Below are 23,803 nucleotides of genomic sequence, written 5' to 3' on the forward strand. Positions count from 1 at the left end.
CATGCCTTCTGTCAGGGCGGTAAAATACAGGCCGGTGCCGCCAACGATGATCAGCCGCTCAGGGCCCTTCAGCAGCGGCAGCGCCTCGCGCAGCCAGTGGCCGGCAGAATACTCCGCATCAAAAGGCTGATGGCCGTAAAGCGCATGCGGCGCCAGCGCTTCTTCCTCAGGCGAGGGGCGGGCAGTGATCACCCGCCAGCAATCGTAAACCTGGCTGGCGTCGGCATTGACGATGACGCCGCCCTGGCGTGCTGCAATGTCCAGCGCCAGCGCCGACTTGCCCGAGGCGGTGGGGCCTGCAATCAGCACAGGCAGGTCCGGGTCGATTTCAGGCAGGTTCATTGCGGCAGGGTCCGTGATTAAGTCCAGTTCCGCAATTCTGCGCGGAAACCGCGCTGCGCGGATTGAAACCGGCAGCGATTTACTCCATTTTGCGCGCAAAATAACCCTCACATCTTCTGGAGCGCAACATGCCTCAACCGCAAGACAAGCCGGAACTGGATCCGGCCGCCGCCTATAAACGCGTCATGCTGAAAATTTCGGGCGAGGCATTGATGGGCGATCAGGGGTTCGGCCTGCATCCGCCGACCGTGCAGCGCATCGCAAAAGAAGTGAAATCGGTCCAGGAGATGGGCGTCGAGATCTGCATGGTGATCGGCGGCGGCAACATCTTCCGCGGCCTGTCGGGCTCGGCCCAGGGGATGGAGCGCACCACCGCCGACTACATGGGCATGATGGCCACAGTGATGAACGCGCTGGCGATGCAGTCGGCGCTGGAAGGCTTGGGCGTCTTTACCCGGGTGATCTCGGCGATCCGCATGGATGAGGTGGCAGAGCCCTACATCCGCCGCCGCGCCGTGCGCCACCTGGAGAAAAAACGGGTCTGCATCTTTGCGGCGGGCACCGGCAACCCCTATTTCACCACTGATACCGCCGCGACCCTGCGCGCCAACGAAATGGCCTGCGAGGCGATCTTCATGGGCAAGAACGGCGTCGATGGCGTCTATGACAAGGACCCGGCGCTGCATGACGACGCCGTGCGCTACGATGAAATCAGCTATGACGAGGTCTTTGCCAAGCGCCTGAAGGTGATGGATGCCTCGGCAATTGCGCTGGCCCGCGATAACAACCTGCCGCTGATCGTGTTCCCGCTGGATGAGCCCGGCGGCTTCCGCGGCATCCTGGCGGGTGAGGGGACTTACACCAAGATTCAGGGCTGAAGCTTACGCTCGCAAGCGGTTCATGGCCGTTTGCCCAAACTGATTTGCGCCGCTGGTTTGCCAGCGGCGTGTTTCGTTTTCAGTAAACAGGAAACGGGAGCGTTGTGCCGGTCACCGCCTGGTTTCTGCCCGTTGGTCCCGTGCGCGCTGTTTTTGCCTGTCATCAAAAAGCTCGATCAGACCTGGTATGTAGGCAAGGCTCATCAAGAAAAGTGCAGCCGGATAAGAATAGACTGCAATCTCCGCAAATTTGACACTGGCAGGTGCAAAGCAGTCTTTGCAAATCGGGTTGCAGGGCCCCCAGGCATTCAGTGCGGGCAATGCCGTTGCCACGGCCAAAAACAGGCTTGCCTTAGTGAGTTCCGCAATTCTGCTGGCCGGCTCATGCAGCGGGTCTGACTGAATCCCGCTCTTCACATAGCGGCCGGCTTCCAGTGACTGTGCCATGCTGCGCAATGTGTCCAGTTCAATGCAGGTGGTATGTTTCGAAAGAAGGTCCCGGGCGCGCGGACTGAATGCCGCCAGCTTTTCCAGGCTTCCCAGAATGGTGTCATTCCTGCCGAACCGGTAAACCGGCATAGAGTTAATGATTGCTTCAATGTCGGTTCCAAATTCCTCTGCGCTCCTGGCAAAAACCTCCCTGTAGTCATCATCGTCGAATCCGAGTTCCGGCAGAGGCGTATCAATCTCCAGTTCCTCTTCGGGTGCTCCAATCACTTCTGACGAGACTTTCAGCAGGATTTGCGTTGCGTCCATGAAGGGTTCTCCTGATCGGCCTTAGGTAGTGCGGCTCTGGGTAGGTCACAATTGCGGCGAAAGTTTGCTGCCGCCTCCAAATGCGTGACTGCGACGAAAGAATTTCCAGATGCCAAGGTGTTCGGATAGACTTTTCTTGAACGCACCAGATGGAATTGCTTCCTGTTAGGAGAATACCCGGCCTGGGGCGCCTATACATCGGTCCTCCAATGGCTTATGAGCCAATGGAAGACCGCCTCAGATAAGGGGAGAGAGCAGCATGTCTGATGATTTCGAACTGGATACCGACGACCTGAAACGCCGCATGGAAGGCGCGATGGCAAACCTGCGCACCGAATTTGCGTCCCTGCGCACGGGCCGTGCCTCGGCTTCGATGCTGGAGCCGGTGATGGTGGATGCCTACGGCTCGATGACGCCGATCAACCAGGTGGGCACCGTGAACGTGCCGGAGCCGCGCATGGTTACCATCAACGTCTGGGACAAGTCGCTGGTGGGCAAGGTGGAAAAAGCGATCCGCGAATCCGGCCTGGGCATCAATCCGCAGCTCAACGGCACCATCATCATGCTGCCGATCCCGGAGCTGAACGAAGAGCGCCGCCGCGAGCTGGGCAAGGTTGCCGGCCAGTATGCCGAGCACGCCCGCGTGTCGATCCGCAACGTGCGCCGCGACGGCATGGACCAGATCAAGAAAGCCAAGGCCGACGGCATGTCGGAAGACGATCAGAAATTCTGGGAGGCCGAGGTGCAGGAGCTGACCGACCAGATGATCAAGCACGTGGATGAGGCGCTTGAGACCAAGCAAGCCGAGATCATGCAGGTCTGACGGCGCAGTATGCCTGGAGATGTAAATCCGCAGACGGGCGCCGCCGGAGTTTCTCCGGCGGAAGGCCCGGGCCCGCGCCATGTGGCGATCATCATGGACGGAAACGGCCGCTGGGCGCAGGCGCGCGGCCGGCCGCGGCTGTTCGGCCACCATGCCGGCGCGCGCCGGGTGCGGGAGATTGTCGAGTGCTGCCCTGGTTTGGGCGTTCAATATCTGACTATTTTTGCCTTCTCGACCGAGAACTGGAAACGGACCCAGACCGAAGTGGCGGGTCTGATGAGCCTGTTCCGCCGCTATATTTCCAAGGAAATGAACGCTTTGGCGGAAAAGAACGTGCGGGTGCGCTTTATCGGCGACCGGGTGCGGCTGGATACCAAGCTCAAAGACCTGATGGACAAACTGGAGCGCAAGACCGAAGGCAACGACGGCACCCAGCTGACCATTGCGCTGAACTACGGCGGCCGTGACGAGGTGGCGCGCGCCACTAAGCGGCTGGCCCGGGATGTGGCGGAGGGCCGCTTGAACCCCGAGGATGTCGATCAGGAAACGCTGCCGCGCTACCTGGACACCCATGTACTGCCGGACCCGGATCTGGTGATCCGCACCAGCGGCGAGGCCCGGATCTCGAACTTCCTGCTGTGGCAGTCGGCTTATGCCGAGTATGAGTTCATCGATACGCTGTGGCCGGACTTCACCAGCGAGGAAATGGCGCGGCTGTGCAACAGCTTCGGCCGCCGCGACCGCCGGTTCGGGGCGGTCAAGATATGAGTGCTGCCAAGGGCCGCTGGGCCGATCTGATGCCGCGGGTTCTGTCCGCAATCGTGATGGTGGCTGCGGGCGGATATGCTGTCTGGGCCGGCGGGCTGGTCTTTGACGTGCTGATTGCGCTTTGCTGCGGCGGCATGATTTGGGAACTGGTGCGGATGCTGCAGCCTGCGCGCGGTGCCACGGCGCTGCAGCTGGGGGCGATCTCCGCCGCAGCGGTGCTGCTGGCCTCTTTGCTGCCGGTTCTGTGGGTTTTGCCGGTGCTGGCTGCGCCGGTTGCAGCGGGTTTCAATCAGATCCGTGAACAGCGGCAATCGTTTACCAGCTTTGCCCTATGGGTGATGCTGGCCGGGTTCGGCTTCATTTGGCTGCGCGGCCAGCTGGGCCTGGACTGGATGCTGTGGCTGATTGGCATTGTGGTCGCCACCGATGTGGCCGGCTATTTTGCGGGCAAGGCAATCGGCGGGCCGAAATTCTGGCCGCGGGTCAGCCCCAAGAAAACCTGGAGCGGCACTTTGGCCGGCTGGCTGGCCGCTGCCATCGTGGGCGCCATCTTTGCGGCGCAGGCTGGTTTGGGCTATGGCATTGTGGTGCTGTCGGTGCTGCTGTCGATGGCAAGCCAGGCCGGTGATGTGGCCGAAAGCGCCTTGAAGCGGAAGGTGGGCGTCAAGGATTCCAGTGCGCTGATTCCCGGCCATGGCGGGCTGTTCGACCGGTTCGACGGGATGCTGGGCGCGGCGGCCATGTTCCTGGCCGTGACCTTCATCTGGAGCTAACCAGACAGGAAAGACCATGCGGAAAGTCTCGATTTTCGGCGCCACCGGGTCGATTGGCCAGAACACCATCGACCTGATCCGCCGCGCGCCGGACGCCTATCAGGTGGTCGCGCTGACAGGCGGTGCCAACATTGCCCGGCTGGCCGAGGACGCCATTGCGCTGCGGGCGGAGATCGCCGTCACCGCTTTTGAGGACCGCTTGCCGGATCTGCGGGCGGCGCTGGAAGGTACTGGCGTTGAGGCCGCCGCGGGGCAGGCGGCTTTGGTCGAGGCGGCGGCACGGCCCGCGGATTGGATCATGTCGGCCATCGTTGGCGCGGCCGGGCTGGCGCCGGGCATGGAAGCGCTGAAGCACGGCACCACGCTGGCACTGGCAAACAAGGAATCGCTGGTATGCGCCGGCAAGCTGCTGCTTGAGACGGCAGAGAAACACGGTGCCCGGCTGCTGCCGGTGGACAGCGAGCATTCGGCGGTGTTCCAGGGGCTGGTTGGTGAAGACATTAGCGCGGTCGAGCGGATCATCATCACCGCATCGGGCGGCGCCTTCCGCGACTGGCCGCTGGAGGACTTGCCGAACGCCACCCTGGCGCAGGCGTCCTCGCATCCCAATTGGGACATGGGGCAGCGGATCACCATCGACAGCGCCTCTATGTTCAACAAGGCGCTGGAAGTGATTGAGACGCGGGAATATTTCGGCGTCCGGCCGGGGCAGATCGAGGTTCTGGTGCATCCCGAATCCCTGGTCCATGCGCTGGTGGGCTTTAATGATGGGGCGATCATGGCGCATCTGGGGGCGGCCGACATGCGGCACGCCATCGGCTATGCGCTGCATTGGCCCGAGCGCCAGCACCTTCCGGTCGAACGGCTGGATCTGGCCCGCATCGGCCAGCTGAATTTCCGTGCCCCGGATCTGGCCCGCTACCCTGCGCTGCGCCTCGCCTATGAGGTGATGGAGCGCGGCGGTATGATGGGCGCAGCCTTCAACGCCGCCAAAGAGCAGGCGCTGGACGAGTTTATCGCCGGCCGCATCCGGTTTACCGATATGGCAGCGGTGACCGAGACGGTGCTGGAGCGATTAGCGGCGGAAAGCGGCCTCATAGATGCCGCAATGACACTTGATAACGTGACCCGGGTTGACCATCTCGCACGCAAACAGGCAGCAAAAGCTGCCGCAGAACGCATAGGGTAGATTTTTGGACGCACTTGCCTTTGTCCCGCAGTTTGGCGGTTTTCTATATACCATCGCCAGCTTTGTCGTTGCCTTGTCGGTGATCGTGGCGGTGCATGAATACGGTCACTACGTCGTTGGCCGCTGGTCGGGCATTCACGCTGAAGTGTTCTCGATCGGCTTCGGCCCGGTTTTGTGGAGCCGGGTCGACAAGCACGGCACCCGCTGGCAGATCGCAGCGCTGCCCTTTGGCGGCTACGTGAAATTCCTGGGCGATGCCGACGCGGCTTCAGGCAAGGATTCCGAGGCGATGCAGGCCGCAGCCGGTGATCCGGCGGCCCTGCGCCGGACCATGCATGGCGCCCCGCTTTGGGCGCGTTCAGCAACCGTTGCAGCGGGCCCGGTGTTCAACTTTGTGATGTCGGCGGCGATCTTTACCGCTGTGGCCCTGTCCCAAGGCGTGATGCGCGACCCGCTGACCATCGGCAACCTGGCGCCGCTGCCCGGGATCGAGAACGGCCTGCAGGAAGGCGATGAGCTGATCACCGCGGGTGGTGTCGAGGTTCCGAACTTCCTGGACACAGATGCCTGGGATGCGTTCCGCACAGCGGTTCCGCAGCAGCAGCCGCTGGAGTATCTGGTGCGGCGCAACGGGGCGGAGGTCAGCGCTTCGGGCCCGTACCTGTATCCGCCTCTGGTGCGTGGCGTGGCACCCCGCAGCGCAGCGTCAGACGCCGGTCTGAAACCTGACGATGTGATTGTGGCTGTGGATGGCACGCCGATCGTGTCCTTTGACGAGCTCAAGCAGCACGTTGAAGCGGCCGATGGCAAGGTGCTGGTGCTGGATGTCTGGCGCGATGGCCAGCAGGTAGAGATGGCGCTGGCGCCGCGGCGCACCGATGAGCCGCAGCCGGACGGCAGCTTTGCAACCCATTGGCGGATTGGGATCATTGGGGGAATGGCCTTTGAGCCGGCCACAGATTCGGCGGGTTTCGGTGAATCTCTGGCGGTCGGCTCCTATCAGGTCTGGGCAGTCGTGGAGACCTCTTTGTCGGGCCTCAAGCACATGATCACTGGCGCGATCAGCACCTGCAATCTGTCCGGGCCGATTGGCATCGCAGAAACTTCCGGAGCGATGGCGAGCCAGGGGGCAGAGAGCTTTATCCGCTTTATTGCCGTGCTGTCGACTGCCGTTGGCCTTTTGAACCTGTTTCCGGTGCCGGCTTTGGATGGCGGCCATCTGATGTTCTACGCGTACGAAGCGGTTACGGGCCGCCCGCCCAGCGACCGGGCTGTACGGGTGCTGATGTCCTTGGGCATCGCCATCGTGCTGTCGCTGATGGTGTTTGCGCTTGGCAATGATTTGTTCTGCTAGGCTTTCTGTGCTGGCGCGGTGAATTGGGGCGGCCATAGTGCCGCCCAACTGCTGCCACATTCCCCGGTTAACCTTTTATCAATCCGCAGGACGCGCAGGGCTGCGCTTCCTTGGGTGACGGGTGAACTCTGGGGAACGACCGATGCAAACACTCACGCATTCCTACCGCGGCCTTGGCCTTTTGATGCGGCTGAACTGGGACCGTGCTCTGGCCGGTTTTACCATCCTGGGCGCGCTGACAGCAGGTGCCTGGCTCGCCACATTGTGATTCCCGCATCCGGCACGGGCGCCTGCCGCGCCGGATGCCGGCCAAATGCGTTTTGTTGGTTTTGACAAGCGCTTTCAAACCCGGTACGCACGTGCCAAAGCTGCTATAATAATCGGGTTCTGAAAAAATGGTTTGGGGGAAAGTCGCAGGCAAGTCCTGTGGTGAGCGCAAGTCGGGCATCAACATCTTGTACCGGAAAGTTTCTGCCATTTCTCTGGCAGTTGCGCTGGGATACGCATTGTCTCCGCTTCCGGCGGAGGCGCAAAGCTTCCGCTTCAATTCGGTTCAGGTCGAGGGCAATCAGCGGATCCAGACGTCCACGGTTGTTGCCTACACAGGAATCGAACGCGGCCAGGCTGTCAGCGCGGGCGAGCTGAATGACGCCTACCAGCGCATTCTTGACAGTGGCGTATTTGAAACAGTGGAGCTGGTGCCCCGCGGCAATACCCTGGTGATCAAGGTCACCGAGTTCCCGACCATCAATCAGATCAGTTTCGAGGGCAACCGGCGTCTTAAGGACGACACGCTGGGGCAGATTATTGAATCGGCGCCGCGCCGGGTCTTCAGCCCGTCGCAGGCAGAACGCGATGCCGCCCTGATCGCCGAGGCCTACAGCGTGCAAGGCCGCTTGGCGTCGCGCGTGACCCCGCGGATCATCCGCCGCAGCAACAACCGGGTCGACCTGGTGTTCGAAATCTCCGAAGGCGATACCGTCGAAGTGGAGCGCGTTTCGTTTACCGGCAACCGGGTCTATTCCGACCGCCGTCTTCGCCGGGTGCTGGAGACCAAACAGGCGGGCTTGCTGCGCGCCTTCATCAATTCCGACACGCTGATCGAAGACCGGCTGGAGTTCGACAAGCAGGTGCTGCGCGATTTCTATCTTTCGCGCGGCTATGTCGATTTCCGGGTCAACAGTTCAAACGCCGAAGTCACCCGCGAGCGGGATGCGGTGTTCCTGGTAGTTGACGTGACCGAGGGGCAGCAGTTCCGGTTTGGCAATATCTCCGTCACCAGTGAGATGCCCGAAGCGGATGCAGATCAGTTCCAGTCAACTCTGAAGATCAAGCCGGGGGTGGTGTATTCGCCGTCGCTGGTGGAGAATGCGATCGACCGCATGGAGGGGCTGGCGGTCAAGAACGAGATCGATTTTCTGCGTGTTGAGCCGCGTGTCACCCGCAATGACCGGGACCTGACTTTGGATGTCGAGTTTGTGCTGCGCCGCGGCCCGCGGGTGTTTGTCGAACGGATTGATATCGAAGGCAACACCACCACTCTGGACCGGGTGATCCGGCAGCAGTTCCGTTCAGTGGAAGGCGACCCGTTCAACCCGCGCTCGATCCGCAACAGCGCCGAACGAATCCGGGCTCTGGGGTTCTTTTCAAATGCGGATGTCGAAACCCGTGAGGGCAGCTCCGGTGCTCAGGTTATTGTCGATGTCGATGTGGAAGAGCAGCCGACGGGTTCGTTGAACCTTGGTGGTGCCTATTCTGTCGAGAATGGTTTCGGAGTGAACATCGGCTTGTCCGAGAACAACTTCCTGGGCCGCGGCCAGCGGTTGTCGTTCCAGCTGGCAACTGCGACCGAGACCGATTCCTATGTTCTAGGTTTTTCCGAACCGTTTCTGCTGGGGCGTGAATTGCGGTTTGATCTGGACCTAGGGCTGAACGAGACCGACTCCAGTTTCTCAGAATATGACACCAAACGTGTCTTTTTCCAGCCGGCGCTGACTTTTAGCACAGGCGAACGCTCCAGGGTGCGTGTCAGGTACACCTGGGAGAACTCTGAGATGATCGCCCGTGATCCAATTAGCTTCGAGGTCGACGACCCTTCGACACCCGATCCGGACGACACGACGACTGTGTCCTTTCCTTCGGCAGGTCCTGTTGTCAGCAGCGAAATTGCTCAGGGAGAGCGGTCAACCAGCAGCATCGGGCTGTCTTATACCTATGACAGCCGTATTTCCGGCCTGGACCCGAATGCCGGATTCCTGGTCGAAGTCGGCGGCGTATACGCCGGTCTGGGCGGGGACAACGAGTACTTCAAGGCCAACGCAAAGTTTGTAGCCCAGAAGAGGATCCTGAACGAAGAGGTCACGCTGCGGGCCACGTTTGAAGGCGGTGCCTTCAGCTGGCAAGGGAATGGCTTCAGCCGGTCGGTTGACCGCTTCGTCCTGTCTCCGTCGATCATCCGAGGGTTCGAGCCTGGTGGTATCGGTCCGCGCGACATGTCGGCACGGGACCCCAGCGACGCGACTTTCGGAAACTACGACGACTTCCTCGGCGGCAACTACTTTGCAGTGGCCCGCCTGGATGCCGAATTCCCCTTGGGACTGCCTGAAGAACTGGGGATGCGCGGCGGCGTGTTCTATGACGTTGGCAGCCTGTGGGGGTTGGGGAACGTCGACACCAGCGGGTCGACTGATATCCGAGGCGCCGACAGTTCGCTTCGTCAGGTGATCGGCGTGTCGCTGCTATGGACCACGGGCATCGGCCCGCTCCGGTTCAATTTTTCCAGGGCGATCCAGAAGGAAGACTTTGACCGGGAGCAGAGTTTCGACCTGACCTTGCAGGCGAGGTTCTGATCTGGTGCGAGGCGGGGCATACTGCACTTGGGCAGCCTGCGGTTTTGCCGCAGCATTTGCCTGGTCGGGTGCGGCCCCTGCACTGGCTCAGCAGGCGCTGGCGCCCTCTGCACTGGCGGGCAGTGAGTTTCCTTTGGGGCTGCCGCAAAGCGGAATCCTGACCATCCAGCCCGAGCGGCTGTTCTCCGAGAGCGCCTTTGGCCAGCGGGTTGAGCAGGAGATTGAAGCTGAGGGTGCAGTCCTGACGGCGGAAAACCGCCGCATTGAGGCAGAACTGCGTGCCGAGGAACTGGAACTGACCGGGCGGCGAAGCGAAATGGAGCCGGACGCGTTCCGCGCGCTGGCAGATGCCTTTGACCAGAAGGTTCAGGAAACCCGCCGCCGCCAGGATCAGAAACTGCGTGAAATCAACCAGCTGGGCGAGGAAGCCCGGCGTGAGTTCATCTCGGCGTCGCTGCCGGTTCTGCAGCAGATCATGCGCGAGACCGGCGCCGGGGCGATTCTGGACCATTCCTCGGTGTTTCTGAGCGCCGACGCGGCTGACATCACCAGCCTGGCCATCACCCGGATTGACGAGGTTCTGGGCGACGGTGCACAGGACGAAGACGGCGAGCCCTGAGCAGGGCAAACTTGCCCAAAAGCCGCCTGCTTGCTAGGGACGGCGCGACACATTTGACGAAAATGGGAAACCAAGCATGACCACCGAGCTGCAAAGCGCTGATATTCAACTGATCCAGCGGATCCTGCCGCACCGCTACCCGTTCCTGCTGGTCGACAAGGTGGTCGATATCGACAGCTACAAGTCGGCCCGCGGCATCAAGAATGTCACCATGAACGAGCCGCATTTCCAGGGCCATTTCCCGGGCACGCCGATTATGCCGGGCGTCACCATTGTTGAGGCAATGGCGCAGACCGCGGGTGTGATGCTGGGCGTCGGCATGGATATGGTCGACACCGATCTGCTGATCTATTTCATGAACATCGACAAGTGCAAATTCCGCCGCAAGGTGGTGCCGGGCGATGTGCTGGAAATGCATGTGGAAACCCTGCGCGGCAAGCCGGGCGGCAAAATCTTCAAGTTCCTCGGCCGTGCAACCGTTGACGGTGAAGTCGCTGCTGAAGCTGAATTCACGGCCATGGTCGACCGGCAAAGCGAGGACGGCTGACATGAGCGGCATCCACCCCAGTGCAGTCATCGAAAAAGGCGCCAAGCTTGGGCAGGACTGCGAAATCGGCCCGTTCTGCGTGGTTGGTGCCGATGCGGTGCTGGGGGACCGTGTTGTTTTGAAGTCCCATGTGGTTGTCACCGGTGATACCGAGATCGGCGACGAAACCGTGGTTTTCCCCTTTGCGGTGCTGGGAGAGATTCCGCAGGACCTGAAGTTCAAGGGCGAGAAGTGCAAGACCGTGATCGGCAAGCGCAACCGCATCCGCGAGCATGTGACGGTGAATGCCGGAACCGAGGGCGGCGGCGGCGTGACCCGCATCGGCGATGACGGATTGTTCATGGCGGGCTGCCATATCGCCCATGACGCGCAGGTCGGCGACCGGGTGATTGTGGTGAATTCTGCCGCCGTGGCGGGGCATTGCGTGCTGGAAGACGACGTGATCATCGGCGGCTTGTCCGGCATCCACCAGTGGGTGCGCATCGGCAAGGGTGCCATCATCGGCGCGGTCACCATGGTGACCAATGATGTGATCCCCTACGGCCTGGTGCAGGCGCAAAGGGGCGAGCTGGACGGGCTCAATCTGGTCGGCCTCAAGCGCCGCGGCGTTGCCCGCAGCGACATCACCGCTTTGCGGGCGGCGTTCCAGATGCTGGCCCAGGGCGAGGGGACCTTTCAGGAACGCGCCAAGCGTCTGGGGGATGAAACCGACAGCGCTTATGTGCAGGAGATCGTTGCCTTCATCACTGGTGAAAGCGACCGCTCTTTCCTGACACCTGGAGGCTGATCCGATGCTGGCAGTGATTGCAGGCACCGGCGCGCTGCCGGGGGAAGTGGCGGCGCGGGCTCCGGGCCGTCCGCTGATCTGTGCGATGGCAGGGTCCGAGCCGGATCTGGTGGATCCCGAGATCACCTTCCGCTTTGAACAGCTTGGCACCTTTCTGGAGCGTCTGAAGGCGGCTGAGGTCACTGAGATCTGCATGGCAGGCGCTGTGCGCCGCCCGAACATCGATCCCTCCGCCATCGACGCAGCCACCATGCCGCTGGTTCCGGTGCTGCAAGGCGCGCTGGCTGCTGGTGATGACGGCGCCTTGCGGGCAATTATCGGCATTTTCGAACAAGCGGGTTTTGCGGTGCGTGCCGCCCATGAGGTTGCGCCGGATCTGCTGATGGCCGAGGGAGTGCCGACCAAGGTGCAGCCGGGCGAGCTGGACAAGGCGGATGCCGTCCGCGGGGCGGAGATCGTTTCGGCGATGTCTGCTGCCGATATCGGCCAGTCCTGTGCGGTGCGCGGACGGCAGGCGATTGCGGTGGAAAATCTCTTTGGAACCGACTGGATGCTGAATGCGCTGCAACAGCGTCCGGACGGGCAGGGCGGCCTCCTGTTCAAGGCGCCGAAACCCTCCCAGGACCGCCGCGCCGATCTGCCAACAATCGGCGTTGGGACAGTTGAATCTGCTGCTGCAGCAGGGCTTTCTGGCATCGTGCTGGAGGCAGGCGGGGTGATCGTGCTGGACCAAGAGGCGGTGATCGCGGCTTGCGACCGGCTCGGCTTGTTCTTGTGGTTGCGCCCGGCATGAGCCTTAGGGTCTTTATCCTGGCTGGCGAGCCTTCGGGCGACCGGCTGGGCGGGGCTTTGATGGCGGGGCTGAAGCAGCTGGAACCCAGTGTCCGTTTTGATGGTATCGGCGGTGCGCTGATGGCGGAGCAGGGGCTGGTCTCGCGCTTTCCGATGGATGAACTGTCGGTGATGGGGCTGGCTGAGGTGCTGCCAAAGTACCGCCACCTGAAACGCCGGATCCGTGAGACCGCTGAAGCGGTACTGGAAACCAAGCCTGATGTGCTGATCACCATCGACAGCCCGGATTTCTCTCTGCGGGTGGCGCGGCTGGTCAAAGAGCAAAGCGATATCCGTACCGTGCATTACGTGGCGCCGTCGGTCTGGGCCTGGCGGCCCAAGCGGGCGGCAAAGATGGCGGAAGTCATTGACCATGTGTTGGCACTGCTGCCGTTTGAGCCGCCCTATATGGAAGCGGCTGGAATGGACTGCGATTTTGTCGGCCATCCGGTGGTGGCTGAGCCGCGGGCTACGGAAGCAGAGATCGCTGCCTTCCGGGAGGCGTTCGCTCTGAGTGATGCACCGTTTGTGCTGGCGCTGCCCGGCTCCCGGCGTTCGGAAGTCTCCCGGTTGGCGCCGGAGTTCGGCGGGGCTTTGGCCGGGTTCTCAATAGCTCACCCGCAGTACCGGATTGTGGTGCCGGCAGCTGCGCCGGTTGCGCCATTGGTCCGGGAGGCCTTGAGGGGCTGGCCGGAGGGAACGGTGCTGGTGGACCCCGGCCTGTTTGATCCCTCCACCGCCAAGGCGCATAAACGCGCGGCCTTTGCCGGCGCGGAATTGGCGTTGGCGGCCTCCGGTACCGTGTCGCTGGAACTGGCAGCATCAGCCACACCAATGGTGGTCGCTTACAAATTCCAGTGGCTGACCTGGCAGATCATGAAGCGCATGGCGCTGATCGATACGGTGACGCTGGTCAATCTGGTCAGCGATACCCGCGTGGTCCCTGAGTGTTTGGGGCCGGACTGCACGCCACAGGCCATTGCAGCGGAGCTGGAGAAGCTGGCGGCTGAGCCGCATGCGCAGCGCGAGGCGATGGCGCTGACCATGGAGCGTTTGGGGCTCGGCGGTGAAGCGCCGGGGCTGCGGGCGGCCCGCGCGGTTCTCGAGAGGCTGCCCGTTAAGTAGCGCAGAGGCGCAGCAAAAGCGGAGCTTTCACTGCGCAGATTCTGGTGGCGCGGGCGCTTTGCGCCCGCGCGGGCCTGCCGCAACAGCTGCGCGGAACATGGGCACCAGGACAAGATGATCCGGGAGAAAGTGTTTTGCTGAGAAGCGCCTAAGGGCAGGTCTGCCCTTGAGGCGCATTTTCGATTTTGAACTGGTTTTCCGCGTCAAGGGCAAGCCGCGCGTGCCGCGCGGAGGCTGCGCCTCCCTTGACCCGGTGCCGCGGATGTTCTGCGCCTCAGTAGCCGCGCCAGATCCAGCCGCCGCCGAAGATGCGGCTGCCCTCAGGCGCGTAGAACACGCAGGCCTGGCCGGGGGAGACCCCTTCCTCAGGCGTCAGCAGCTCAACCTCGGCTGTGGTGTCCGTCAGCGGCCGGATGATGGCCTCGCGCGGGGGGCGGGTGGAGCGGACCTTGACCTTCAGGTGCCACTCCTTGCGTGAGGTGAAGGGCTCATCGCCCAGCCAGTTGATCTCGCGCACCGGGATGGTGCGGGTGGCCAGCAGTTCCTTGGGGCCAACGACAACCTGTTTCTTGTCCACATCGAGGCGGACCACATAGAGCGGTTCCGACAGGCCGCCGATGCCCAGGCCGCGGCGCTGGCCGATGGTGTAGTGAATCACCCCCTCGTGGCTGCCCAGCACCCGGCCGTCGTCATGCACGATCTCGCCGGGTTCAGCCGCGCCGGGGCGCAGTTTCTCGATCACGGAAGCGTAGTTGCCGTTGGGCACAAAGCAGATGTCCTGGCTGTCGGGCTTATCGGCCACGGCCAGCCCATATTGCGCCGCCATTTCGCGGGTGGCGTCCTTGGAGGGCAGATGCCCCAGCGGGAAGCGCAGGTAGTCCAGCTGCTCAGGCGTGGTGGAGAACAGGAAATAGCTCTGGTCGCGGTTTGCATCCTCAGCTGAGTGCAGTTCCGGCCCGTGCGCGCCCATCTTGCGCTGGATGTAATGGCCGGTGGCCATGCAGTCGGCCTCCAGATCCTTGGCAGTTTCCAGGAGGTCCTTGAACTTTACCCGCTCGTTGCAGCGGATGCAGGGAACCGGGGTTGCGCCGGCCAGATAGCTGTCGGCGAACTCGTCAATCACCGCATCTTTAAAAATGTTCTCATAATCCAGAACGTAATGCGGGAAGCCGCGCTCCTCCGCCACACGGCGCGCATCGTGGATATCAATGCCCGCACAGCAGGCGCCTTTTTTCGCTAGCGCCGCGCCGTGGTCGTAAAGCTGCAGCGTCACACCAACCACGTCATAGCCCTGATCGGCCAAATATGCAGCAACAACAGAGCTGTCGACGCCGCCGGACATGGCCACCACAACCCGGGTCTCCGAGGGCGGTTTGGCAAAGCCGAGCGAGTTCAGGTTCGAGTCGTGATCCAGCGCCATGGGGGCAGCTCCTAAAGGCAAGGGGGCAGGCGCCGCAGAATATAGGAAAATCCTAACGACTCTCAAGGGGCGTGGTTCACGCGCCGTTAAGCCTGATCGGAAATTCTTTTGCCGACCCCAACGAAAAAGATCTTCGAGAGGGAAGACGAATGTTTTTGAAGAAAGTCGACGGGCCGCGCGCGGTCACCCTGCCGGACGGCACCATTATGACCCGGGCAGACCTGCCGCCGGAAACCACCAGGCGCTGGGTGGCCTCGCGCAAGGCGGCGGTGGTGCGCGGCGTGCTCTACGGGCTGCTGCCGCAGAAGGAGGCAATGCGCCGCTACGGGTTGAGTGAAGAGGAATTCCGCAGCTGGGTTGCGGCGGTTGCCGACCATGGCGAGGAGGCCTTGAAGACCACCCGGCTCAAGAAATTCCGCAACCCGGACGGAAATTAATTTTCGCCGCCCTTGAGTTGCATTCGTAAATTAACCATCATGGTAACGAGGCATTAACTTTTTTCCACCAAGGTTAACGCGACCTGAGGGAAACAGTGTACAGGCGGAGAAAATAATATGCGCATTCTTCTGGTTGAGGATGACCCGACCACAGCGAAGAGCATCGAGCTGATGCTGACCCATGCCAACCTGAACGTCTACTCGACGGATCTGGGCGAGGAAGGCATCGATCTGGCGAAACTTTATGATTACGACCTGATCCTGCTGGATCTGGGGCTGCCCGATATGAACGGCCATGAGGTGCTGCGCCAGCTGCGCATGTCCCGCATCGAAACCCCCATTCTGATCCTGTCCGGTGCTGATGATACCGACAATAAAATCAAGGGGTTCGGCTTTGGCGCGGATGACTATCTGACCAAGCCCTTCCATCGGGAGGAACTGGTGGCGCGGATCCACGCGATCATCCGCCGCTCCAAAGGCCATTCGCAGTCGATCATCAAGACCGGCAAGATCTCGGTCAACCTGGATGCCAAAACGGTTGAGGCTGACGGCAAGGCAGTTCATCTGACCGGCAAGGAATACCAGATGCTGGAGCTTCTGTCCCTGCGCAAGGGCACCACGCTCACCAAGGAGATGTTCCTTAACCACCTCTATGGCGGCATGGATGAGCCGGAACTGAAGATCATTGACGTTTTCATCTGCAAGTTGCGCAAGAAGCTGAGCAATGCAACGGGCGGCGAAAACTATATCGAAACTGTCTGGGGCCGCGGCTATGTGCTTCGTGATCCGCAGGAGGACCACATGTCCGGCGATCACCGGATGGCGGTTGGCGCCTGAAAGGGCGAGGACCTGGGCGGCACATGACGCATGTGCCGCCGGTTGCAAGGACCTGCCGGCAGGCGGGTCTTTTTGCTTTCCGGGACCCCTGCGCCGATGGGCCGCCGGATGCGCTGGACGCGGCGCGCGCAGCACCTTATCACCGATGGTGAGAACGAAGAGGGACCGCGCGTGGCAGAACAATCAGAAAAAGACGTGGCCAGCCTGACGGCAGAACAAGCCAAGGCAGAGTTTCTGGCCCTGGAGGGCCGGCTGCAGGCCGCGGACCTGGCCTATCATCAGGCGGATGCACCAGAGATCAGCGACGCGGAGTATGATTCGCTGAAACGGCGCTACCGGGCTTTGGCCGAAGCGCATCCGGACCTGGCATCTGAAGCCACCCGACTGGAAACCGTCGGTGCACCCGCAGCCTCGGGCTTTGGCAAGATCAGCCACGCCATCCGCATGCTGTCCCTGGGCAATGCCTTTGAAGACGAGGATGTCACGGATTTCGACCGCAGCATCCGCAAGTACCTTGGCCTTGCAGGCAGCGACAGCCTGGGGTTCACCGCAGAACCCAAAATTGACGGGCTCTCTCTGTCTTTGCGCTATGAGCAGGGCAGGCTGACCCAGGCTGCGACCCGAGGCGATGGCTCGGTTGGGGAAAATGTCACCGCAAATGCCATGACAATTGCCGATATCCCCCATCAGCTGGAAGGCGCGCCGGATGTGCTGGAAGTGCGCGGCGAAGTCTACATGAGCCACGCGGATTTTGAGGCGCTGAACGCGCGTCATGAAGAACGCGGGGGCAAGACCTTTGCCAATCCGCGCAATGCCGCGGCAGGCTCTTTGCGGCAGCTGGATGCAGAGATTACCCGCGCCCGGCCTTTGCGGTTCTTTGCTTACAGCTGGGGTGAGCTGAGCCAGCCGCTGGCAGAAACGCAAATTGAAGCGATATCGCGGCTGCAAGCTCTGGGCTTTCAGACCAACCCGCTGACCCGGCTTTGCGCCACGGTGGCAGAGATGATCGCCCACTACCGTAGCATCGAGGAACAGCGGGCTACGCTGGGCTATGACATCGACGGCGTGGTCTACAAGGTAAACAACCTGGCTCTGCAGGGCCGGCTGGGTTTCCGCTCCACCACCCCCCGCTGGGCGATTGCGCATAAATTCCCGGCGGAACTGGCCTGGACCCGGCTCGAAGCCATCGACATTCAGGTCGGCCGCACCGGGGCGCTGAGCCCTGTGGCGCGTCTGGCGCCGGTAACTGTGGGCGGCGTGGTGGTTTCCAACGCGACGCTGCACAATGAGGACTACATTCAGGGGCGCGATTCCAAAGGGGAAGAAATCCGCGGCGGCAAGGACATCCGCGCAGGCGACTGGGTGCAGATCTACCGCGCAGGCGATGTGATTCCCAAAGTTGCGGATGTGGACCTGTCCAAACGCCCCGCTGAGGCTGAGGCCTACGCCTTCCCGCATCTTTGCCCGGAATGCGGCAGCCCGGCGGTGCGCGAAGAGGGCGATGCTGTGCGCCGCTGCTCGGGCGGGATGATCTGCCCGGCACAGGCGGTTGAGAAGCTGAAGCATTTCGTCTCCCGCGCGGCCTTTGATATCGAAGGCCTCGGCGCCAAGCAGGTGGAGCAGTTCCACAGCGATGGCTGGATCAAGGAACCTGCAGATATCTTTGATTTGCAAGCGAATTACGGCTCTGGGCTGCAGCAGTTGAAGAACCGTGAAGGCTGGGGGGATAAATCCGCCGACAATCTTTTTGCCGCGATTGAGGAAAAGCTGACGATCCCGCTGGCCAAGCTAATCTTTGCCCTGGGCATGCGCCACGCGGGCGAAGTTGCGGGCCGTGATCTGGCGCTGCACTACCGCAGCTGGCAAGCAATGGCTGAGGCGGTTGATACGGCCCGCCCGGCCGCTTTGGCGCATCGGGCTGCGGATGAAGCGGAGGAGGCGGAACGCCAGGCCGCTGCCGGCGAGGGCCGCCGTGCCAGGATCTCTGATACCCGTGCCGCTGCCGTGGCTGCCTGCAATGTCCCTGTGGCCGCTGCGGCGGCTTGGGCGGATCTGATTGGCGTTGACGGCATTGGCGCGGTCCTGGGCCTGTCGCTGTCGGATGCTTTTGCCAATCCTGAGGAACGCGCCGCGATTGACCGGCTGGCGGCCAAGCTGACCATTGTTGCGCCGGATGCACCGGCGGCAGACAGCCCGGTTGCGGGCAAGACCGTGGTCTTTACCGGCACGCTGGAAAAGATGACCCGCGCCGAGGCCAAGGCCCGCGCCGAGGCGTTGGGCGCCAAGGTTTCGGGTTCGGTGTCGAAAAAGACTGATATTCTGGTGGCGGGTCCTGGCGCTGGCTCCAAGGCCAAGAAAGCGGCGGAGCTGGGTATTCAGACGCTGGATGAAGACGGCTGGCTGGAGCTGATCGCAGAGGCATGAGCGGGCGTCCCGAAATTCTGTTTCCGCTGTTTGCCGGCGCCGAAACCCTGCAGGGTGTCGGCCCGAAAACAGCGCAATCCCTAAGCCAGATTGATATAGAAACGCCTCGGGACCTTTTGTTTTCGCTGCCTTATTCCGTGGTGGACCGGCGGCGGCGGACGTCAATTCAAGGCGCCGAGCTGCCCGCCACGCTGACGGTGGAGGTCACCATCGGCCGCCACCGCCCGGCGCGCAACCGGGGCGGTGCCTACCGGATTCATGTGGAAGATGCAGAGACCGAATTCCAGCTGGTCTTTTTCCACGGCCGCAGCCGCTATCTGGAGGCGCAACTGCCCGAAGGCTCCCGCCGGGTGGTTTCGGGAAAGGTGGAGTTGTTCGACGGCATCGCCAATATGGTGCACCCGGACCACATGCTGCCGCTGGCCGAGGCAGATAGCATCCCGTCCTTTGAGCCAGTCTACCGCCTGACACACGGGGTGACGCAGAAGACGATGTTCAAGGCGGCGCAAAGTGTCTTGGAAAGGGTGCCTGAGCTGGAAGAATGGATCGACCCAGCGCAGGCCCTGAAAGAGAACTGGCCTGCCTGGCACGAGGCGATCGCCGCGGCGCATGAACCGCAGGGCGCGGATGACTTGGCGGCCGAGGCTCCGGCACGGGCGCGATTGGCTTATGACGAGCTGTTTGCGCACCAGCTGACCCTGGCGCTGGCCCGGCAGACCGAGCGCAAGGCACGCGGCATTCAAAGCGTGGCAACCGGACGTCTGCAGTCCCGTGTTCTGAAGGCGCTGCCGTACCGGCCCACCGGCGCGCAGGCCCGGGCGATCGAAGAAATCTCGGGCGACATGGCCGCGGACAAGCGCATGAACCGGCTGCTGCAGGGGGATGTTGGCGCGGGGAAAACATTGGTTGCTTTCATGGCTTTGCTGGTTGCAGTTGAAGCGGGCGGGCAGGGGGTGATGATGGCCCCGACCGGCATTCTGGCGCAGCAGCATATGGAAGGCCTGGCGCCGCTGGCCGAGGATGCCGGCGTGGTGCTCGAGATCCTGACCGGGCGTGACAAGGGCTCTGAGCGCAAGGCCAAACTGGCGGCGCTCAAACGCGGCGACATTCATATCCTTGTCGGCACCCATGCAGTGTTTCAGCAGGATGTGGAATTTCGCGACCTGCGGCTGGCGATTGTCGACGAACAGCACCGGTTCGGCGTGCGCCAGCGAATGGAGCTGGCAGAAAAAGGCAAGGGCGCCGATGTGCTGGTAATGACAGCGACGCCGATCCCGCGGTCCTTGGCGCTGGCGCAATACGGCGACATGGATGTTTCGGTGCTGGATGAGAAACCGCCGGGGCGCAAGCCGGTTAAAACCGCGGTGATCAGCACCGAGCGGATGCAGGAGGTGGTGGACCATCTGCGCAAGGCAATTGCCGAGGGGCGGCAGTGCTACTGGGTGTGCCCGCTGGTGGATGAGTCCGAGCTGAGCGACCTGACCGCGTCCGAGGAACGCTTCAAACATTTGCGTGCGGTTCTGGGTGAAGGCACGGTTGGCCTGGTGCATGGCCAGATGCCGCCCGCCGAGAAGGATGCCGCGATGGCGGCGTTCCAGGCGGGCAAGACCAAAGTTCTGGTCGCCACCACGGTGATCGAGGTGGGGGTGAACGTACCCAATGCCTCGATCATGGTGATCGAGCGGGCTGAGATATTTGGCCTGGCGCAGCTGCACCAGCTGCGCGGCCGGGTCGGGCGGGGCAGTGCCGAGTCGACCTGCCTCCTGATGTATCAGCCGCCGCTGACCGAAGGCGGCCGCAAGCGGCTGGAGGTGCTGCGCGAGACGGAGGACGGCTTCCGGATCTCTGAAACCGATCTGCAGATGCGCGGGGCGGGCGACATGATCGGCACCGCGCAATCCGGCCTGCCGAAATTCCTTATTGCCGACCTCGAACGCCAGGCCGGGCTGATGGCGGTTGCGCAAAGCGACGCGCGGGCGCTGCTGGCGGCGGATCCGGCGCTGGAAAGCCCCCGCGGCAAGGCGGCGCGTGTTCTCTTGTGGCTGATGAAGCAGGATCAGGCAATCCGTTTGATTACAGTAGGTTAGGGCCCGCACTCGCAAGCATTGCCTGGCGATGTTCCACTCTGTTCGCAAATGTTCTCAAAAAGTTCTTTACAGGTGTCCTGAAAAATGAGAACAAAGGGGCAACAAGGTTGCCAGAGAGCAGCGAGACAGACTGGAGGAGGCCCGAGCCATGATTGCACAGATCAAAAGCACTATTCAGAATGCCCACTCGACCCTGCTGCAGGACGCCATTGGCGCGGCCTCGCTGATGGTGATGCTGGTGGCTGCGCTGCATCTTCCGGGCCTGCTTTGATCCGGCAGCGTTTTACGTTTTCCTGATTGCATCTGCTGTGCCGGGCCGGCCCTTTCCTGTCCCGGACTGCTTCAGAGATCATCCGCCTGTTCCGATCTCTATTTGGATTGCCTCAAGATCCTGCCTGGCCTGCCCGGGTCCCGCATAGCAGAGCAAAACTGCCGCCGCCATCTGCCCGGATGCGCGGCGGTTTTTTCATTGGCTCAGGTGAAGATGCCGCAGAGCGGCAGGCCGGGTCGCCTTAGGCGCATTGCTCCTTGGCGGCGGTCTGCATGGCTTCCAGCGTGGCCTCCAGCGCCAGCATGATCGAAGCGTGGCGGTTCTTGAATTCCTTGGCGGGCTGCAGCACTTCCAGGCCGTCAAAGGGCGCGCCCGGCACCGGACCGTCCTGAGTCAGCATGGCCTTGAGCTGGTTGCGGGCGGTCTCAACCTCTTCCAGCGAGCGGCCGATCACATTGGCGCCAACCACTGCGGCGGAGGCCTGCCCCAGGGCACAGGCCTTTACGTCCTGGCCGAAATCCGAGATCCGCCCGTCCTCGACCGTGATGTCGACGGTCACGGCGGAGCCGCAAAGCGGCGAGCGCTTCTTGACTGTGGCGTCCGGGGCCTCCAGCCGTTCCAGGTGCGGAATATCCGCCGCCAGCGCCAGAATGCGCGAGGAATAGAGCTTGATCAGATCGGAGTCGCCAGACATGTGCTTCCCGGGGTTTCCCTGTTTCACCGTTCCCCATACATAGGGAGCCAAACAGCAGATGCAAAAGGTTTTTGCCCATGTCTTCGCCCTTGTCTTTCGATCCCGCGAGCCTGACCTACAACGAGGCCGGTTTGATCCCCTGCATTGCCCAGGATGAAACCTCGGGCGAGGTGCTGATGATGGCCTGGATGAACGCCGATGCGGTGATGCAAACACTGGAAACCGGCCGGGTCACCTATTGGTCGCGCTCGCGCCAGTCGTTCTGGATCAAGGGCGAAACATCGGGGCACGTGCAGGAACTGGTCGATCTGCGGGTGGATTGCGACCGCGACTGCCTGCTGGCAGTGGTGCGCCAGACCGGGGCGGCCTGCCACACCAACCGGCGGACCTGCTTCTATACCGCGGTGCGGGATGGGGACGAGGTTGAACTGATGAAGCCGATGGGCTGAAACGTTTCAGGTACGGCCCTGGCGGGCCGTGCCTCCGGCGGGGGTATTTTCATCCAGAAAGAAGCGGCAGGCCCACCATTTTGCGGATGTCCTGCGGAGTGGCGCCCTCGGCACGGTATTTGGCGATGGCGCGGGCGTCGTCGCGTTTGGCGAGACGTTTGCCCTGATCGTCGCGGATCAGGCGGTGGTGGTGGTAGACGGGTGTGGGCAGGCCCAGCAGGCTTTGCAGCAGCACGTGGATTTGAGTGGCCTCAAACAAATCCGCCCCGCGCACCGCATGGGTAATGCCTTGGTCCGCATCGTCGGTGACAACCGAGAGATGGTAGGAGCTGCCCATGTTGCGGCGCACCAGAATGATGTCGCCGACCGTTGAGATGAGCTGGTCCGGGTCCAGCTGGTGCTGGCCCTCGAACTCGGATCCGGTCTCGGTGAAGCTGCGCAGATCGGTTGCGCGCACGGCCTTTTCCATATTCAGACGGATCACGTCCTGACCGGTGGCTTCAACTGCCGGGCGGTTGCGGCAGGTGCCGGGGTAGATGCGGCCATCGGGGCCGAATTGCGGAACGCCTTCCTGCGGCGCGCCGGCTGCGGCCTCAATGTCAGCACGGTTGCAGCGGCAGGGATAAGTGAGACCCATGGCAGTTAGCTGTTCCAGCGCGGTGCGGTAGCGCGGCAGCCGGTCCGACTGGCGCATCACTGGCTGCGGCCAGGAGAGGCCGAGCCATGCCAGATCCTCATAGATCTGCGCCTCCCAGGCAGGGCGGGCACGGGATTGGTCGATATCTTCGATGCGCAAAAGGAACGTGCCGCCCTCTGCCATGGCCATATCATGGGCCAGCATCGCCGAATAGGCGTGGCCCAGGTGCAGCGGTCCGGTTGGCGAGGGCGCAAAACGGGTGGTGAATATCACGCTTTCTCAATCACATAGACGGTGGATTTCAGGTCTAGCCCGGGGAGGTGCTCCCCGTGTTCCTGAAATAGCAGCCTTGCGGCGCCAACGTCGACCCATTCGATGAGCTTTCCGGTATAAGCGCGGTCCGCCAGGGCGTGATCATTGTAGGAGAAAGTGAACAGCCCGCCCCGGGGCAGCGCGTGCAGGATCATGTCGAAGACTTCCGGCGGCGCCGCGCCGGTGCCCAGCACGCCGCAGCCGGTGACCAGCCGGTAGGCGCCGCGCGGGATCGGCTTGCGGTTGGCGGTATCAATTTGGGTGATCTTGCGGTAGGCGCCTTTTGCCTGCGCCTGGGCCAGCATTTCTGCCGAGGGTTCCATGCCGTCGACGGTTTCAAACCCCTGCCGCCGCAGCGCCAGGCCCGAAAGCCCGGTGCCGCAGCCGAAGTCCAGCACAGGCTCGCTCAAGTCTGATTGGAACTGCGCCAGCGCCTCGGCAATCCGCCCCGGGGTTGCGTAGCCGTTTTCGGCAATCTCGGCATCATAGGAAGCGGCCCATTGATTGTAAAAATCCTGGGTCGCTTCCGGTGTTTCAAGGTCGTAGGCCTTGTCCAGAAACTTTTCGCTCATGCCTTGAAGCTTAGGCGCGGCA

At 62.3% G+C, this 23,803-nt stretch carries 25 protein-coding genes; 19 read left to right on the forward strand and 6 right to left on the reverse strand.

Translation table 11 applies throughout. The features are described from left to right. Window positions 1-342 (reverse strand): isopentenyl transferase family protein (locus tag RA20_RS20360; protein ID WP_039132996.1); only part of this gene is annotated, 342 nt, incomplete at its 3' end. A gap of 128 nt (window positions 343-470) precedes the next feature. Between RA20_RS20360 and pyrH the strand changes: the two genes are divergently transcribed. Beyond that, window positions 471-1,220 (forward strand): UMP kinase, encoded by a 750-nt coding sequence (gene pyrH, locus RA20_RS20365; protein WP_039132999.1) that lies wholly within the window; start codon window positions 471-473, stop codon window positions 1,218-1,220. Window positions 1,221-1,331: 111 nt separating this feature from the next. Here the strand turns inward: pyrH and RA20_RS20370 are convergent, their stop codons facing one another. Next, a complete protein-coding gene (locus RA20_RS20370; protein WP_039133002.1) occupies window positions 1,332-1,976 on the reverse strand; it encodes a hypothetical protein in 645 nt (214 codons plus the stop codon). Window positions 1,977-2,235: 259 nt separating this feature from the next. Here RA20_RS20370 and frr point away from each other — a divergent pair, with 259 nt between their 5' ends. The 12 genes from frr to lpxB all read left to right on the forward strand — a co-directional run bounded on the left by frr (window position 2,236) and on the right by lpxB (window position 13,641). After that, entirely contained in the window at window positions 2,236-2,799 is a 564-nt protein-coding gene (frr, locus tag RA20_RS20375) for a ribosome recycling factor (RefSeq protein ID WP_039133006.1), read from the forward strand. A gap of 9 nt (window positions 2,800-2,808) precedes the next feature. Then, a complete protein-coding gene (locus tag RA20_RS20380) occupies window positions 2,809-3,567 on the forward strand; it encodes an isoprenyl transferase (RefSeq protein WP_039133009.1) in 759 nt (252 codons plus the stop codon). Next, on the forward strand, window positions 3,564-4,340 hold the full coding sequence (locus tag RA20_RS20385; protein WP_039133011.1) for a phosphatidate cytidylyltransferase: 777 nt from the start codon (window positions 3,564-3,566) through the stop codon (window positions 4,338-4,340). The genes RA20_RS20380 and RA20_RS20385 overlap by 4 nt, the downstream gene beginning before the upstream one ends. Window positions 4,341-4,356: 16 nt before the next feature. Next, window positions 4,357-5,529: a 1-deoxy-D-xylulose-5-phosphate reductoisomerase gene (gene dxr / locus RA20_RS20390; RefSeq protein WP_039133013.1), complete on the forward strand. Its 1,173-nt coding sequence runs from the start codon at window positions 4,357-4,359 to the stop codon at window positions 5,527-5,529. A gap of 4 nt (window positions 5,530-5,533) precedes the next feature. Continuing rightward, the gene (gene rseP / locus RA20_RS20395) at window positions 5,534-6,883 is read left to right on the forward strand and encodes an RIP metalloprotease RseP (RefSeq protein WP_039133015.1); all 1,350 of its coding nucleotides are present in this window, start codon (window positions 5,534-5,536) and stop codon (window positions 6,881-6,883) included. A gap of 142 nt (window positions 6,884-7,025) precedes the next feature. Continuing rightward, complete coding sequence (locus tag RA20_RS26320; protein ID WP_275041467.1) at window positions 7,026-7,151, forward strand: hypothetical protein; 126 nt, start codon at window positions 7,026-7,028, stop codon at window positions 7,149-7,151. Window positions 7,152-7,278: 127 nt separating this feature from the next. Then, on the forward strand, window positions 7,279-9,732 hold the full coding sequence (gene bamA, locus RA20_RS20400; RefSeq protein WP_039133017.1) for an outer membrane protein assembly factor BamA: 2,454 nt from the start codon (window positions 7,279-7,281) through the stop codon (window positions 9,730-9,732). A gap of 82 nt (window positions 9,733-9,814) precedes the next feature. Next, entirely contained in the window at window positions 9,815-10,351 is a 537-nt protein-coding gene (locus tag RA20_RS20405; protein WP_039133117.1) for an OmpH family outer membrane protein, read from the forward strand. A gap of 76 nt (window positions 10,352-10,427) precedes the next feature. Next, complete coding sequence (fabZ, locus tag RA20_RS20410) at window positions 10,428-10,898, forward strand: 3-hydroxyacyl-ACP dehydratase FabZ (protein WP_039133019.1); 471 nt, start codon at window positions 10,428-10,430, stop codon at window positions 10,896-10,898. A 1-nt stretch (window position 10,899) separates the two neighbouring features. Next, window positions 10,900-11,685, forward strand: a complete 786-nt coding sequence (gene lpxA, locus RA20_RS20415) for an acyl-ACP--UDP-N-acetylglucosamine O-acyltransferase (protein WP_039133021.1) — start codon at window positions 10,900-10,902, stop codon at window positions 11,683-11,685. 4 nt (window positions 11,686-11,689) lie between these two features. Beyond that, the gene (locus RA20_RS20420) at window positions 11,690-12,478 is read left to right on the forward strand and encodes an LpxI family protein (protein WP_039133024.1); all 789 of its coding nucleotides are present in this window, start codon (window positions 11,690-11,692) and stop codon (window positions 12,476-12,478) included. Beyond that, window positions 12,475-13,641: a lipid-A-disaccharide synthase gene (lpxB, locus tag RA20_RS20425; protein WP_039133027.1), complete on the forward strand. Its 1,167-nt coding sequence runs from the start codon at window positions 12,475-12,477 to the stop codon at window positions 13,639-13,641. The genes RA20_RS20420 and lpxB overlap by 4 nt, the downstream gene beginning before the upstream one ends. Window positions 13,642-13,915: 274 nt before the next feature. Here the strand turns inward: lpxB and mnmA are convergent, their stop codons facing one another. Further along, window positions 13,916-15,061 (reverse strand): tRNA 2-thiouridine(34) synthase MnmA, encoded by a 1,146-nt coding sequence (gene mnmA / locus RA20_RS20430; RefSeq protein WP_039133030.1) that lies wholly within the window; start codon window positions 15,059-15,061, stop codon window positions 13,916-13,918. 149 nt (window positions 15,062-15,210) lie between these two features. On the opposite strand from mnmA, the gene sciP reads away from it, so the two are divergent. From sciP to RA20_RS26325, 5 genes are all read left to right on the forward strand, one after another. Further along, window positions 15,211-15,498, forward strand: a complete 288-nt coding sequence (sciP, locus tag RA20_RS20435; RefSeq protein ID WP_039133032.1) for a CtrA inhibitor SciP — start codon at window positions 15,211-15,213, stop codon at window positions 15,496-15,498. A 117-nt stretch (window positions 15,499-15,615) separates the two neighbouring features. Continuing rightward, entirely contained in the window at window positions 15,616-16,335 is a 720-nt protein-coding gene (ctrA, locus tag RA20_RS20440; protein WP_039133034.1) for a response regulator transcription factor CtrA, read from the forward strand. Window positions 16,336-16,506: 171 nt separating this feature from the next. Next, entirely contained in the window at window positions 16,507-18,759 is a 2,253-nt protein-coding gene (gene ligA / locus RA20_RS20445) for an NAD-dependent DNA ligase LigA (RefSeq protein WP_052249105.1), read from the forward strand. Further along, window positions 18,756-20,846, forward strand: coding sequence for an ATP-dependent DNA helicase RecG (gene recG, locus RA20_RS20450; RefSeq protein WP_039133038.1), 2,091 nt, complete (start codon window positions 18,756-18,758; stop codon window positions 20,844-20,846). Before ligA ends, recG begins: the two co-directional genes overlap by 4 nt. A 148-nt stretch (window positions 20,847-20,994) precedes the next feature. After that, complete coding sequence (locus tag RA20_RS26325; protein WP_275041468.1) at window positions 20,995-21,117, forward strand: hypothetical protein; 123 nt, start codon at window positions 20,995-20,997, stop codon at window positions 21,115-21,117. Between the two features lie 241 nt (window positions 21,118-21,358). Here the strand turns inward: RA20_RS26325 and RA20_RS20455 are convergent, their stop codons facing one another. Then, a complete protein-coding gene (locus RA20_RS20455) occupies window positions 21,359-21,811 on the reverse strand; it encodes an iron-sulfur cluster assembly scaffold protein (RefSeq protein ID WP_039133040.1) in 453 nt (150 codons plus the stop codon). Between the two features lie 77 nt (window positions 21,812-21,888). Between RA20_RS20455 and hisI the strand changes: the two genes are divergently transcribed. Next, window positions 21,889-22,260, forward strand: coding sequence for a phosphoribosyl-AMP cyclohydrolase (gene hisI, locus RA20_RS20460; protein ID WP_039133042.1), 372 nt, complete (start codon window positions 21,889-21,891; stop codon window positions 22,258-22,260). A gap of 49 nt (window positions 22,261-22,309) precedes the next feature. Here the strand turns inward: hisI and gluQRS are convergent, their stop codons facing one another. Further along, window positions 22,310-23,170 (reverse strand): tRNA glutamyl-Q(34) synthetase GluQRS, encoded by an 861-nt coding sequence (gluQRS, locus tag RA20_RS20465; protein WP_039133044.1) that lies wholly within the window; start codon window positions 23,168-23,170, stop codon window positions 22,310-22,312. After that, entirely contained in the window at window positions 23,167-23,781 is a 615-nt protein-coding gene (locus RA20_RS20470) for a class I SAM-dependent DNA methyltransferase (protein ID WP_039133046.1), read from the reverse strand. Before RA20_RS20470 ends, gluQRS begins: the two co-directional genes overlap by 4 nt. Between the last annotated feature and the right edge of the window lie 22 nt (window positions 23,782-23,803).

Origin of the sequence: Leisingera sp. ANG-Vp, assembly GCF_000813725.1 — a bacterium.
Taxonomy (GTDB): Bacteria; Pseudomonadota; Alphaproteobacteria; order Rhodobacterales; family Rhodobacteraceae; genus Leisingera.